15 protein-coding genes are annotated in these 13,400 nt (G+C 65.8%); 11 read left to right on the top strand and 4 right to left on the bottom strand.

Translation table 11 applies throughout. The annotated features are described in order from the left end of the window. Nucleotides 1-234: 234 nt before the first annotated feature. From ACYVAN_RS09015 to ACYVAN_RS09005, 3 genes are all read left to right on the top strand, one after another. The gene (locus ACYVAN_RS09015) at nucleotides 235-1,845 is read left to right on the top strand and encodes an ATP-binding protein (protein ID WP_460957651.1); all 1,611 of its coding nucleotides are present in this window, start codon (nucleotides 235-237) and stop codon (nucleotides 1,843-1,845) included. Further along, nucleotides 1,842-2,546 (top strand): response regulator, encoded by a 705-nt coding sequence (locus tag ACYVAN_RS09010; protein ID WP_460957649.1) that lies wholly within the window; start codon nucleotides 1,842-1,844, stop codon nucleotides 2,544-2,546. The genes ACYVAN_RS09015 and ACYVAN_RS09010 overlap by 4 nt, the downstream gene beginning before the upstream one ends. Nucleotides 2,547-2,947: 401 nt before the next feature. Then, entirely contained in the window at nucleotides 2,948-3,664 is a 717-nt protein-coding gene (locus ACYVAN_RS09005) for a class I SAM-dependent methyltransferase (RefSeq protein WP_460957647.1), read from the top strand. A 39-nt stretch (nucleotides 3,665-3,703) separates the two neighbouring features. On the opposite strand, the gene ACYVAN_RS09000 is transcribed toward ACYVAN_RS09005, so the two are convergent. Both ACYVAN_RS09000 and bla read right to left on the bottom strand, forming a co-directional pair. Beyond that, nucleotides 3,704-3,883, bottom strand: a complete 180-nt coding sequence (locus ACYVAN_RS09000; RefSeq protein WP_460957645.1) for a hypothetical protein — start codon at nucleotides 3,881-3,883, stop codon at nucleotides 3,704-3,706. A 107-nt stretch (nucleotides 3,884-3,990) separates the two neighbouring features. Further along, entirely contained in the window at nucleotides 3,991-4,893 is a 903-nt protein-coding gene (gene bla / locus ACYVAN_RS08995; RefSeq protein ID WP_460957643.1) for a class A beta-lactamase, read from the bottom strand. 108 nt (nucleotides 4,894-5,001) lie between these two features. Between bla and ACYVAN_RS08990 the strand changes: the two genes are divergently transcribed. The 5 genes from ACYVAN_RS08990 to ACYVAN_RS08970 all read left to right on the top strand — a co-directional run bounded on the left by ACYVAN_RS08990 (nucleotide 5,002) and on the right by ACYVAN_RS08970 (nucleotide 8,738). Continuing rightward, nucleotides 5,002-5,892: a LysR family transcriptional regulator gene (locus tag ACYVAN_RS08990; RefSeq protein ID WP_460957641.1), complete on the top strand. Its 891-nt coding sequence runs from the start codon at nucleotides 5,002-5,004 to the stop codon at nucleotides 5,890-5,892. A 71-nt stretch (nucleotides 5,893-5,963) separates the two neighbouring features. Further along, nucleotides 5,964-6,866 (top strand): serine hydrolase, encoded by a 903-nt coding sequence (locus ACYVAN_RS08985; RefSeq protein ID WP_460957639.1) that lies wholly within the window; start codon nucleotides 5,964-5,966, stop codon nucleotides 6,864-6,866. A gap of 210 nt (nucleotides 6,867-7,076) precedes the next feature. After that, nucleotides 7,077-7,571 (top strand): MarR family winged helix-turn-helix transcriptional regulator, encoded by a 495-nt coding sequence (locus ACYVAN_RS08980; RefSeq protein WP_460957637.1) that lies wholly within the window; start codon nucleotides 7,077-7,079, stop codon nucleotides 7,569-7,571. Between the two features lie 106 nt (nucleotides 7,572-7,677). After that, nucleotides 7,678-8,232 carry a YceI family protein gene (locus ACYVAN_RS08975; protein WP_460957635.1) on the top strand — a complete coding sequence of 185 codons (555 nt, stop codon included), beginning with the start codon at nucleotides 7,678-7,680 and terminating at the stop codon, nucleotides 8,230-8,232. Beyond that, a complete protein-coding gene (locus ACYVAN_RS08970; protein WP_460957804.1) occupies nucleotides 8,145-8,738 on the top strand; it encodes a VOC family protein in 594 nt (197 codons plus the stop codon). Before ACYVAN_RS08975 ends, ACYVAN_RS08970 begins: the two co-directional genes overlap by 88 nt. 134 nt (nucleotides 8,739-8,872) lie before the next feature. On the opposite strand, the gene ACYVAN_RS08965 is transcribed toward ACYVAN_RS08970, so the two are convergent. Beyond that, nucleotides 8,873-10,315, bottom strand: coding sequence for a YfcC family protein (locus ACYVAN_RS08965; protein WP_460957633.1), 1,443 nt, complete (start codon nucleotides 10,313-10,315; stop codon nucleotides 8,873-8,875). Between the two features lie 529 nt (nucleotides 10,316-10,844). After that, complete coding sequence (locus ACYVAN_RS08960; RefSeq protein ID WP_460957631.1) at nucleotides 10,845-11,099, bottom strand: hypothetical protein; 255 nt, start codon at nucleotides 11,097-11,099, stop codon at nucleotides 10,845-10,847. Between the two features lie 229 nt (nucleotides 11,100-11,328). On the opposite strand from ACYVAN_RS08960, the gene ACYVAN_RS08955 reads away from it, so the two are divergent. The 3 genes from ACYVAN_RS08955 (at nucleotide 11,329) to ACYVAN_RS08945 (ending at nucleotide 13,248) form a co-directional block, all read left to right on the top strand. Beyond that, nucleotides 11,329-11,793: an MFS transporter gene (locus tag ACYVAN_RS08955; protein WP_460957629.1), complete on the top strand. Its 465-nt coding sequence runs from the start codon at nucleotides 11,329-11,331 to the stop codon at nucleotides 11,791-11,793. A gap of 31 nt (nucleotides 11,794-11,824) precedes the next feature. Next, complete coding sequence (locus tag ACYVAN_RS08950) at nucleotides 11,825-11,992, top strand: hypothetical protein (protein ID WP_460957627.1); 168 nt, start codon at nucleotides 11,825-11,827, stop codon at nucleotides 11,990-11,992. 89 nt (nucleotides 11,993-12,081) lie between these two features. Continuing rightward, entirely contained in the window at nucleotides 12,082-13,248 is a 1,167-nt protein-coding gene (locus tag ACYVAN_RS08945; protein ID WP_460957625.1) for a MalY/PatB family protein, read from the top strand. Nucleotides 13,249-13,400 lie beyond the last annotated feature (152 nt).

Below are 13,400 nucleotides of genomic sequence, written 5' to 3'. Positions count from 1 at the left end.
GTCGTAAGTTGTCGTATTGGTCTTTTTGGTCTCACCGAGGCCTGCGGTGGATCGATACAGCCCGGGCCGGGGGGTATCGGAGGCCCGCGACCGGGGGATATTTACAGTGCACACGCCAGCAGGAAGCGACGAATCGCCCGGCGACCGACACGGCCACGGGCATGGGAACGGAGGAGCGGCGGCATCGTCGGCAACGAGGTTCGGTCCGCGCAGCGGAGCCGCGGCAAGGGGCGGTTGTCACTGGCCGGGCAGCTGTTCGTGCTGCAACTCGTTCTGGTGGTGATCGCCCTGCTCGCGGGCGGGGTGTTCTGGTTCCGGCAGACGCGGATACAGCTGGACGACCAGTACGGGCAGCGGGTGCTCGCGATCGCCGAGTCGGTGGCGACGCTGTCGACGGTGCGCGAAGCCTTCGACGACCCGGTCCCCTCCCGCACGATCGCGCCGCTCGCCGAACGCGTGCGCAAGGCCGCCGACGCCTCCTTCGTCGTGGTCGCCAACGAACAGCAGGTCCGGTACTCGCACCCGGACCCGGCCAAGATCGGCGGAACCCTGTCGACCGACGCAGGCCCCGTGCTGGCCAGCGGTGAACCCTGGACCGGCATCCAGAAGGGCACGACCGGCCGTTCCATGCGGGCGAAGGTGCCCGTGCTCGACGACACGGGCGAGATCATCGGGGTCGTGTCGGTCGGCATCCCGGAAGCCGACCTCACCGCCGAAGTGCGGAACACCCTGCCCGAACTGTCCACCGCCGTGCTGGCGCTGGTGGTGGTCGGCGCGGGCGGCACCTACCTGATCGCCAGGCGGATGCGGCAGAAGACCCACGGGCTGGATCCCCACGAGATCGGTGCGCTGATCGACCACCGCGTCGCCATGCTCCACGCCTTGCGCGAAGGCGTCGTCGCCCTCGACCGTTCCGGACGCGTCACGCTGGCCAACGACGAAGCGCGCCAGCTGCTCGAGCTGCCCGCCGACGTCGAGGGTCGCGAGCTGGACGAGCTCGGCCTGCCGGAACGGCTGCACGAGGTGCTGTCCGGCCAAGTGGACGGCGACGACGAGATCGTGCTCTCGAGCGGGCGCGTGCTCGCGCTCAACTGGATGGCGGTGCACGTTTCCGGAAGCCGGACCGGTTCGGTGGTGACGCTGCGGGACCGCACCGAACTCGACCAGCTCGCCAGGGAACTGGACGGCACCCGGACCACGACCGACAGCTTGCGTGCCCAGGCCCACGAGTTCTCGAACCGGATCCACACGATCGCCGGCCTGCTCGAACTCGGCGAGCACGACGAGGCTCTCGACTACGCCACCGAGCTGACCGCCACGCACCTGCGCTTCTCGGAAGAGTTGCGGTCCACCGTGGGTGATCCCGCGGTCGCCGCGCTGCTGCTCGCCAAGTCCGCGGCCGCCGGCGAGAAGGGCGCGGAACTGGTGCTCCACCCCGACACCGAACTGGATCCGATCCCTACCCGGGCAGGCCGCGAGGATCTCCTCCTGGTGGTCGGGAACCTCATCGACAACAGCCTGGAATCGTTGACCGGGTCTCCCGGACGGGTGCGCGTATCGCTGCGCAGCGTCGCTTCGGGGAGCACCCCGGCGACGGACATCGAGGTCGCCGACTCCGGACCCGGCATCGCACCGGAGATCGTCGACGAGGTCTTCCGCGCGGGCTTCACCACGAAGGTCGCCCAGCAGGGCGGGCAACGCGGGCTCGGGCTGGCCCTGATCCAGCAGACCTGCCAGACCCGGGGCGGTTGGGTTCGGATGCGCAATGCCGACGGAGCGGTGTTCACCGCACACTTGCCCGTGGCCGACGACCACTCCCACCAGAGCAGCGAGAACACCCGATGATCCCAGTACTCGTGGTCGACGACGACGTCCGGGTCGCGGCCAATCACCAGAAGTTCGTCGACAGGCTCGACGGGTTCTCGGTGGTCGGCGTCGCGCATACCGCCGAACAGGCCTTGGAGCTGGTGACCGAGCTGCGACCTGAACTCGTGCTGCTCGACATCTACCTGCCCGACGATTCGGGGGTGCGACTGCTGCAGCGCCTGCGCGGGGGCGCCCACGCGGTCGACGTCCTGGTGATCACCGCGGCGCGGGACACCGAGACCGTGCAGGCTTCCATGCAGGCGGGTGCCGTGCAGTACCTGCTGAAACCGTTCCCGTTCAGCGCTCTGCGGGAACGCTTGGAGCGCTACGCGGCGGCCAGGACCAAGCTGGAATCGGTCGCCGAAGCCGATCAGTCCGATGTGGACCACGTGTTCGGCCTGCTGCGCAGCGAAACCCCCACCAGTCTTCCGAAGGGGCTGGCACCGGCCACCGCGCAGCTGGTGACGGACACGCTGCGCGCCTCCGGCACCGACCTGTCCGCGGCCGAAGTCGCCGAACGCGCCGGGCTGGCTCGCGTGAGCGCGCGCCGCTACCTCGACCACCTCTGCACCGTGGGCAAGGTGGAAGTGCGCATGCAGTACGGGTCGGCGGGACGGCCCCAGCACCGGTACGCCTGGAAGGCCAACGAACGACGCAACCCGGAGGAACGGCCGGAGTGACCGCCGGGCTGTTCCCGCGGGTCGGATGTTCATGGCCCGGCATCGTCGTCGGCTTCCCGTCTTCCGTGGGCAGCTGCTGGTCCTGAACGGAAAGCACACCGTGAACGAAGCGCCGCCAGCCCGGGGTATGCCGACTTGACCGATTCGGCACCCGTCTTCCGATTACCGGTCCGCCCGGGATTTCTATTGTGGACTCTCGCTTTCGCAGTGCAGAGCCGAAATCACGGAAATGCCCCCGATTTCCGTTGCACAATGCAGTTTTCGATCTCCCGGCACCCTGCCTGATCACGCGAGTGTCGGATATTCCCCGCAATTCTGGAAGGTACGCTCGGCCCGAAATGCCCGTCGGCTGGCGATGTTTCCTGATCGGCACACGAGCCAGCCTTAGCAAATGAGGCAAAGTGTCGGAAAATCCAGGGGAGTTCAGTCGAGCAACCGGCCGTGAGCTGGAGGACGACAGCGGCAAGCCGCGCTACTTGCGGTACCAGCGAGACCTGATCCGACCGCATTGCGGGCGCAGAGTCGTCGAGTTGGGAGCCGGGACCGGTGAGTTCGCCTCGGAGTTCACCGGCTTCGATCGCTACGTGCTCACCGACGTCGACGCTAACGCCGTCGAGTACATGGGACAGCGATTCGCCGGCCGGTCCGAGGCCGAAACGCAGATCCTCGACCTCGACGGTTCGAACAACGCGTTGTCCGGGCAGGTGGACACCGTACTGGCGATCAACGTGCTGGAACACATCGAAGACGACGTCGACGCGCTCCGCTCGATGAGCAAGCTCACCGGAAGCGGCGGCACGATCATCATGTGGGTGCCCGCCTACCAGCAGCTCTACGGTGACTTCGACCGCAAGGTCGGCCACTACCGGCGATACACCCCGCAGACCCTGCGCGCGGCATTCGACCACGCGGGCCTCGAGGTCCAACGCTGCGAGCCCAAGAACCTGCTCGGCGCGTTCGCCTGGTGGGCCGCCGTGCGCAAGGGCGGCAGCGGCGCCCCGAACCGCAAGCTGGTGAGCGTCTACGACCGATTCGTCGTTCCGGTCACCCGGAGCATCGAGAACGTCGCCAAGGTTCCGTTCGGCCAATCCGTTCTTGGCGTCGCCAAGGTCCCGTAAGCGCCCGGCCCACGCGGACACCTGCCGGGTGTCCGCGGCCTACCGCTCCTTGTCGAACGCTCGGCGGTACTCCGCCAGCACGTCCGCCAGCCGATCGCGAGCGACCTTGGCCTGCTCGTTGTCGGCCCCCAATCCGATGTGCGCGCACACGGCCCCGCCGGTGACCTCGTCCCGCAGCCGAGCCTGCTTCTCCTCTTCCACATGCTCATAATCCCGCACCCGAGGAATCCGGGCGATGCGCCCCGGCGCACCGGCCCGGAGGTGCGCCGGAGAAGAGACGCATCACCCTGATCGCCCCCCGGTCAGCTTCGGGGCCGCCCCGACCACTACCGCAAGGCGTCGATGGCGGCTCGGGCTGTTCGGGCGATGAGCGCGTTGTCGTACTCGGCGTCCGCGTCCCGTCGATCCGACATCACCGCGAGCACGATGGGAGCGCGGTCCGGCGGCCGGATGATCGCGATGTCGTTGCGCGTTCCGTAATCGGCGGCACCGGATTTGTCCCCGACCTGCCAGCCCGCGGGCACACCGGCCCGGATGAGGTCCTCGGTGAACTCGGCGGTGCGCAGCATCTCGTTGAGGATCGCGCGCTTTTCCGGGGACAGGACCTCGCCCGTGGTGAACTTCCGCAGGCTCTCGGCCAGCGCGCGAGGAGTGCTGGTGTCCCGGACGTCACCGGGCCGGGTCCGGTTGAGGTCCGGTTCGATCCGGTCGACGTGGGTGGTCGTGTCACCGATGTCGCGCAGGGCTGCGCCGAGGCCGTCGGGGCCGCCGAGTTCGCGGAACAGGAGGTTCGCGGCGGTGTTGTCGCTGTAGCGGATGGCCGCGTCGATCACCTCGCGCAACGTCATGCCGCCCTCGACGTGCTCCTTCGTGATCGGCGAGTGCTCCACCAGATCGCTCCGCTCGTAGGTGAGCCGCCGGTTCAGCCCGTCGATCGTGTTCTGCCGCAGGACCGCACCGGCGGACAAGGCCTTGTGGGTGGAGGCATAGGCGAAACGGGCGTCGGCGTGGTAGGTGATCTCCTGCCCAGTCGCCGTGTCCAGCGCGTACACCCCGAGGCGGGCGTCGAATCGCCGTTCGAGCCGTCCGAACTCCGCGTGCGTCGCCGAGGATTCGACCACCGACGACGGCGGAGCCGGTGGAGGTGCTGCCTCGCCGCTCGTGCAGCCGACGAGTGCGAACAGAGTCAGGAGCGGGAGGAGTGCTCGCCGCAAGTGCCGCATGCGCACTGGATTTCCTTTCGTCGTTGATCGGTGCGCACAGTCTGTGGCTCCCGTGCTCATGCTGTCCAAGACAGTAATGAGCAGTTCGATGCGGAAGACGCATAGACTGCCCGGATGGACCTCGTCGGCGGCTGCAGGGCGTTCGCGACCGTGAGCGAATTCGGCAGTTTCACCCACGGGGCCGCGGCGGTGGGCATTCCCCAGCCGGTGGCCAGCCGCCGAATCGCCGCGTTGGAGCGCCACCTCGGCGAGCGGCTGTTCGACCGCTCGACCCGCCGGGCGAACCTCACGCCGTTCGGCCGGGACATGCTGCCGTGGGCGCAACGACTGGTACGGCTCGCCGACGCGATGGAACAGGACGCGAAGCAGGCCAGGCTCCGCCCGCTACGGGTCGCCGTGCCGGCGACCTGCACCACCCGTGAACTGGCCGAACTCGGCGCCGAGGCACGCGCGCACGAACTCTTCCTCGAGTTCCGCCTGGCCGAACCGAGCGAGCGCGGCGATCTGGTGCGCACCCGTGACGTGCGCGCCGCTCTCACCGCGGTGCCCGCCGACGAGGGGTTCTGGACCGTGCCGCTGGGCGTGGCGAGTGCGGCGGAACCGGGCCGAGGAGCCGTCCACCTGGAAGCTCTGCGCATCGGCCGTTCAGGTCGCGTGCCGCGCCGCCGAGTGTGGATCCAGCCGGAGGACGACGTGCCGCACGTCCGCGACCACCTCATTCGTGTTCGAGATGCCGTGGGACTGCGACCCGCGCAGGTCGCCGTGGCCGAGTCGCTGAGCTCGGCGGTCACCGAGGTGATCGGTTCGGCGGACCTGCTGCTGTGCTCCCGGACGCAGGCGACGGAGTTCGGACTAGGCTGGCGGCCGATCGCCGAACTCCGCCTCGCGCGCGGTTTCGGTATCGAAGCAGACATCGGTGACGATGCCGAGCGTCTTCGCACCCAGCTGTGGGCGGGCATCGCGCGGTGCCTCGGGGCCGCCAACGCCGACGAGCGACCGGAGTGAGTGCACGGCCTCGCGGCTTCGCCGCCGCCGCAGGTCGGGTGCCGAATATCCCGCAGGACTCTGGAGACCGGGTGCACGCCGAAAAGCTGATCAGGGAGCTCGTCGCGGAACTCGACGACGGCGGGCTGCGGGGTTCGTTCTTGGTGCGCGATCTGCGTTCCGGGCATGAGATCGGGATCGAACCGGATTCGCCGTTCCCGGTGGCCTCACTGATCAAGGTCCCGCTGGCCGCCGTCACCGCCCATCGGATCCACCGTGGCGAACTCGACGGTTCGACAGCACTGCGGGTACAGCCCGGCCGCATCACCACACCCGGACCGACCGGACTGAGCAGGTTCCGGCATCCCGCTCAGGTGGCGATCGACGACCTGCTGTACCTGAGCATGTCGATCAGCGACAGCGTCGCGGCGGACGCGCTGTTCGAGCTGACCCCGCCCACCGAGGTCATGCGGATGCTGCGGGAGTGGGAACTGCGCGGAATCACCGTTCGGCACCGCCTCAGTGACCTCACCGCGACTCCCGCGGAGCGCTTCGACGTCACCGAGCGCCATCTCGCCCACTCGATGGCCATCGGCGCCGGTACCGCCGGACGCGGGCATCAACTCCCCCAGCTCGACGTCACCCGTGCGAACTCCGGTTCGGCACGCGCCTTCGTCGATCTGCTGCAAGCGCTGTGGACACCCTCGAAGATCGATGGTGAGGTCGCCGGGCGCGTACGCGAACTCATGGGCTGCAACCTGCTGCGGCAGCGGTTGGCACCCGACTTCAGCTCCGACGCCTCGACGTGGTCCTCGAAGACCGGGACCCTGCTCAACCATCGGCACGAGGCCGGTGTCGTCGAGCACGCCGACGGCCGGATGTTCGCCATCGCCGCGCTCACCGAATCCCGTGTGCCCGCCGTGAACCAGCCGGAAGCCGAGCTGCTCATGGGGCGAGTGGCCCGAGTGCTACGGGACCACCTGCGGCGCGACTGAGGTTCGCTTGCGGCGGCGCCGAGCGGATTGGTGATGCCGGTGCCCGTGCCGGTGGACGAGTACTGGATTGCGCGAGTGCGTGCCCGTACGGACGGGAACGCCGCTTCGTGCGCAAGACTCACTTCCGATATATCTTTCAATCAAGATACTTCTTTGCGAATAGCTTCGTTAAGCTGGTGCTGACCTGCCACGAGACAGAAGGGAGTTTCGGTGAGCAGTCCGCAAGCAGCCCACGAAACCGCGTCGACACCGAACGACACGCAGGTCGACGACCAGATCGTGTCCTGGTGGGGACTGGTCATCGAGGGGTACCACGCCACCCAGGGCGATCTCCTGGGCGAGATCGCGGATCGACTGGACCTCACGCCCGCCTCGTTCGACATCGTCGTCCGCCTACTGAGATCACCCGGTTACCGACTACCGATGTCCCGGCTCGCCAAGGAGACCGCACTCAGCATCGGCGGGTTCACCAAGGCCGCGGACCGCCTCGCCGCCGCGAACCTGATCCGCCGCGAACCGCACGAGACCGACCGGCGGGTCATCTACACGGTTCTCAGCGACCACGGACTCAGGGTCGCCGAGGAGGCACGACGGGTCTGCGCCGAGATCCTGCGCGAGCGAGTCCTCCGCCCGCTCGGCCGAGAGCAAGCCGCCGACCTCGCCGAGGCCATGCGGGTGTTGCGTGCGGTCAATCGCCCGAGCTGAGCCAGCACTTTCTCTTTCGCGCAAATCTCTTGCACGCGAGATGTTTTGGGGTATAGTTCTCCTCGTAAGGGACACACCCCCTCCGGAGTCACCCCAGGAGATCCTCATGTCGTTCCCCGCCTTCCCCCAGCTCACCGGCGAGTACGCACTCGACCCGACCCATACCCGCATCGGCTTCGTCGCCCGGCACGCGATGGTGACCAAGGTGCGCGGCATGTTCGCCGAGTTCGACGGCACCATCCACATCGACGGCGACGCACCGGGCAAGTCCTCGGCCGGCGTCACGATCCGGGTCGGCAGCGTCGACACCGGCAACGCCGATCGGGACGGGCACCTGCGCACGAACGACTTCCTGCAAGTCGACGACCACCCGACGATCACGTTCGCCTCCACCGGCATCGAGCAGACCGGGGACGATTCCTTCGACCTCACCGGCGACCTGACCATCAAGGGCGTCACCCAGCCGATCACTATCCCGTTCACCTACGAAGGCGCTGCCCAAGACCCCTTCGGCAACGACCGCATCGGGTTCGAGGGCTCCGCGGTCATCAACCGCAAGGACTTCGGAATCACCTGGAACGCTGCGCTGGAAACCGGCGGGGTGCTCGTGGGCGAGAAGGTGACGCTGGAGTTCGACATCTCGGCCGTCAAGCAGTCCTGACGCAGTCCCGGGCGGGGCGGACCACGCCTCGATCGCATCGAGAGGCGACGAGCGCCGCGCCACCGAGCTCGCGCGTACGAGTTCGACGTGGTCCTCCCGCCGAGGTCCACCAGTCACCCGACTCGGACCCGGCCGCCGCCGTCGAGCGCACCATCCGCTTCTACCAAGACGTACTCGAATTCCCCCTTACCGAGCTGATCGAGAACCGCGACTACCCGGGCTCGTCACACTTCTTCTTCGACATCGGAAACGGAAACCTGCTGGCGTTCTTCGACTTCCCCGGACTCGACCTCGGCCCCTACTCCGAAGTCCTCGGCGGATTGCACCACGTCGCGATCTCGGTGGCTCCCGAACAGTGGCAGCACCTGGTGACCAAGCTCGACCGAGCCGGTGTCGAACACGCTGTGCACAGCGAGGTCTCGGTGTACTTCCAAGACCCCGACGGCGCCCGCATCGAACTGATTTCCGACCCGCTCGGCGAGATGTACGGCAACACCGTCCTCTGACCCGGCAGTGTGTGCGGTGGGCAGCGTCGTGTGTCGTGCGGCCGATCTCCCCTCCGCATCGCCCGCACCGGGGCACTGGGGCAGTAAGGTCGATGTGGACATTGATCGGCGTGCGCGATCTTTTGGTTCGTTGATCAACCCGTCCACAGTGCGGCCTGCGCATAGACGGTGAATCCGACCGCAATCGCCACCCAGATCAAGAAGAGCGGGAAGAAGAATCGGACCCACTTGTCCCACCTGACTCCGGCCAGTGCGAGGGTTGCCATGAAGTAGCCGGAGGTTGGGTACAGGATGTTTCCCATTCCATCACCCAGCTGGTACGCGAGCACGGCAGTCTGCCTGGGAACGCCGAGCACATCGGACAGTGGAGCCATGATGGGCATGGTGACCAGAGCCTGGCCGCTCCCGGAGGGAACGACGAAGTTGAAACCGAGCTGCGCCAGGTACATACCTACGGCGGATAGCATGACCGGAAAATTGTCCACCAGGTTACCAAGGCCGTACACCATGGTATCCATGATCTTTCCCTCTTCGAGTACAACCGCCACGGCGCGAGCGACACCAACGATCATCGCACCGACCAGCACCTGACTGAGGCCTTTGTTGAAGGCCTCGCAAATCTGCGTCGCGGTCATTCCCGCTACCAGGCCGGCCACTATTCCTATTATGATGAAGAGTCCGGACATTTCCTTCATGAACCAGCCCTGGGTGAGCACACCCCAGATGAGCACACCAAAAAGGGCGAGGGTCGCCACGCCGGCCCACTTCTGCCGCAGGGCGAACTTCGGTGTCACCGACGTCAACGAGTGCCGGTAGAGATCTTGTTTCTCCTCCTCGTCCTTGTCTCCGCGCATCAAGCTCAGCTCGGGGTTTTTCCTGATCTTCGAGGCGTAGCGCATGACATACGCAACGGAAACGCTGATGAGCGCGACAAAGGCGGCCAGACGCAGCGGCACGCCGGAAAACACGGGAACACCTGCGATCTTTTGAGCCAGACCGGTGTTGATGGGATTCAGCACCCCGGCCGTGAACCCGGCGGCGGTCGCGCACAGTGCAACAGCCGCAGCGGTGACCGAGTCGAACCCCAACGCGATCAACAAGGGCAGGATAACCGGAACGTACACCAGCGACAGTTCCTGAGTCCCGATGAGGCTCGCGAGAACAGCGAACAACACCATCAGAACAGGGATCACCAGAGTACTTCGCCTGGTAAAACGACGAGTGAGTTTGTCCACTGCCGTCTCGATGATTCCGGTCTCCCGGATCACCATGAACATACCGCCGATGACAAAGGTGAAGAAAACCACCTCGGCGGCAGCTACAAACCCGTTGGGTATGGACATCATGAAATCGACGACACCCACCGGCGCGGAGTCGACAATACGAAATGAGTCAGGGTCGATCGTGGTTCGCCCGTCGGGCCCCGGAACACGATCGTACTGTCCGGCCGGAACGAAGTACGTAGCTACGGTGGCAATCGCACTGAACACGAAGAGGATGACGTATATGTGCGGAATCTGAAAAGATTTCGCCTTTGTCGGCGAGGTTGGATCCGAGGTGCCTTTGTCCGCGTACACGGCTAATCCTTTCGTCGGCCAGTATTCCGCGACGGAGCAACCAGGGCTTCGGACGACACGGGTGGACCCATTCGAAGCCTGGGCATCTCGATTTCCGGGGTTGCCGGAGAAGTGCCTGGAGTCAGCTATTCGACGTTTTCCATAATATGGAATCTGTGTTTCGTTATAAGGAATTATGTCCGGCGATTCTGCCCGTGTCAACGGGGAAGGCGCGGTAAAGCCGAACAAGCGGGGAATCCCCCGCCGCTCCGGACCCTTGCACGCGTCTGTTCGAGGTCAGCGCTGACTACGTCCGCAAGATCGGGTCCGCAGTCGCTCGAGCGCGACCTCGGGAACCCGGGCCGTAGCGCACCTGTCCGCACCGGACGAAGCTCGTGCTGTCGCCGAATCACCTCACCGGTTCGATGCGGCACACCCGCGAGGTCGGTCTGGTGCCGAACGATGTCGCCGACTACCGCCGTCAGGGCGTAGGTCAGTGTCGGCTACGTAGTCCACAGTCGACAACTACCGCCTCCGGGTCCGGTTCACTTCAACCAGCATGGGCCGGCTCGGCTGCCGTACGTGCCGCTTCCGCCTGGGGCGCGGTCTCCGCTTCCCGCTCGACCGGTCGCCGGAAGACGCGACGCCCCTTCCTGGCCAGGAAGCGGTAGAACCGGTCCGGCAAGAACACGGCGTCCGCGATGAGCATCGCGCACGAGGAGAGCGGAAGTCCCAAGATGACCGCGATCCCCAGGTGCATGCCCAGCAGCATCGTCAGGACGACGTACTTGAGCCTGCTGAACAATACGAACGATGCCCGCCGTCTTCCACACGGGCCTCACCCGCAGGCGCTGTTCCCTGGCCTTTCCCGAGATGGTGTTTCCAGCACCGCAAGACGTCATTCGAAATTCCGGAGCCGCTGACACACGTCATAGGGATTCACTGGCTGGGCGATTCAGACTCAACTTGTCGTCAGTTTCACCACACAGGCCGGTCAGATCACCGACGGTGGTGTCGATGCGGACGCTCGCGCAGTGTCGTGGCTGTACCTGGTGAACGGTTCGCTGTTCGTCGCGTCCCAATTCCTCGCCTTCAGCGCGATCAAACGCCTCGATCCTGCGACTCTGCTAGGTAGCGGCGGGGGGTTGATGGCTCTAGGCTCTGTGATCGCGGTGAGTGCGGACAGCATGCCCATCCTCGTCATGGGAGTGGTGGTATTCACCGTCGGCGAGGTGCTCGCGCTGCCAGGCGTCGAGCTGATCGTGTCGTCGATCGCTCCGGAGCAAATGCTGAGTTCGTACTTCGGGCTGTCCTCTTCCGTCGCAGGGCTGGGCGTGGCCGCCGACAGTTCCCTTGGCGGGATTGCGATGGCCAGTGGAGGTTACTCACCAGTACTGTTGCTCGCCGGACTCGGTTGTGGCGTGGTACTCGGCATGGTGGTGCTACGCCGCCGAATCATCACGGCTGACGTTCGGGGATGCGATGCCGAAACTGTCTGAACGAGGAGGAACGGCACAGGCTGTTCTGAGCTTGAGGCATATTCGTCTGGGATGGCGCATCGGTACCAGCGCGGCCTTCGAGCCGCTCATTGCCGCTGCACGCGGTCGGATCAACCTGGACGGTGCGGCGAACCGGTACGACATCTGCCTCTGCACGATCGTCGGCGCGAACGCGGCCATCGCCCAGACTCAACCCTGAGCTCGCCTGCTGCGAGCTCAGTCTGCAGCTCTTTCGCAACACTGCTGAAATGCACATCGGTCTCGGTAGAGCAAGGAGAAAGAGACAGCATGATCCACGAATATGACGCGATCACGGCCGATGAGCTCCGTGGCCGTGGTGGGCTCAAGTGGACGCTGCACGGTTCGGACACAGTGGGGGCGTTCGTCGCGGAAATGGACTTTCCCACTGCGCAGCCGATCATGGATGCGGTACAGTCCGCAGTGGACACGATGAACTTCGGTTACCTGTCACCGCAGTTGACCGAAGAGATGTCCCAAGCTTGCGCCGACTGGCACGCACAGGAGCACGGCTGGCAGTTGGACCCAGCGTGGATCACCGCGATTCCCGATGTGCACCGGGCGTTCGAGATCGCGATCAACTACTTCTCGCGTCCGGGTAGCGCAGTGATCCTGCCGACGCCCGGATACATGCCGTTCCTGAAAGTTCCTGGCGAACTCGGCCGTGAGGTCATCACGGTACCGATGGTCACCGATGGCGAGCGTTACGTCCTGGACTTGGATGCGCTGGATGCCGCGTTCCGAGCTGGCGGTCACCTTCTGGTGATGTGCAATCCGCACAACCCACTCGGCCGTGTCTTCACGCGGGAGGAACTGACCGCGGTTTGCGACGTGGTGGACCGCCACGGCGGTCGCGTGTTCGCCGACGAGATCCACGCACCGGTGGTCTACCCGGGGCATCGGCACGTTCCCTACGCAATGCTGTCGGAGACGGCTGCCAAGCACACAGTCACCGCCGCCTCGGCGACCAAGGCCTGGAACATGCCCGGCCTAAAGTGCGCTCAGTTCATCGTGAGCAACGAGGCAGATGCTAAGGCGTTGGCCGCTGCCGGCCGCCACGCGATCCTCGGTGCGGGCACGCATGGCGTGATCGCTACGTCCGCTGCCTTCAACAAGGGGGGACCATGGCTGGCGGACGTGCTCGACTATCTGGACGGCAACCGGCACGCGGTGACGAAGCTGCTGACTCAGCACCTGCCCGAGGTCAAATACCACGTGCCGGAGGGCACGTATCTGGGCTGGCTTGACTTCCGCGCGTTCGGGCTGGGTGAGCGCCCAGCCGAATTCTTCCTGGAAAAGGCGCGGGTTGCGCTCACCGACGGTGCGGAGTGCGGGCTGGAAGGTCGCGGCCACGTGCGGCTCACGTTCGCCACTCCGCGGCCGATCCTGGAGGACATCATCATGAAGCTGGCAGATGCCGTGCACATGCGCAGCTGAGGAGCACCTAACCAAGGTACCTCCCATCCGAAGATGCTCCACCCGGTGAAGGGCTCGGATCGAGAGAGTGACGGCGCGGTCCCTCCACCGGGTGGCCAGGGCGGCGCGGATGGTACCTGTATGTATGCAGGTCGCGGTGTCTCCCTCTGACT

Source organism: Parasphingorhabdus pacifica, assembly GCF_054779195.1.
Note: the sequence above shows the minus strand (reverse complement) of the source record. Positions and strands in the feature narration are given on the sequence as shown.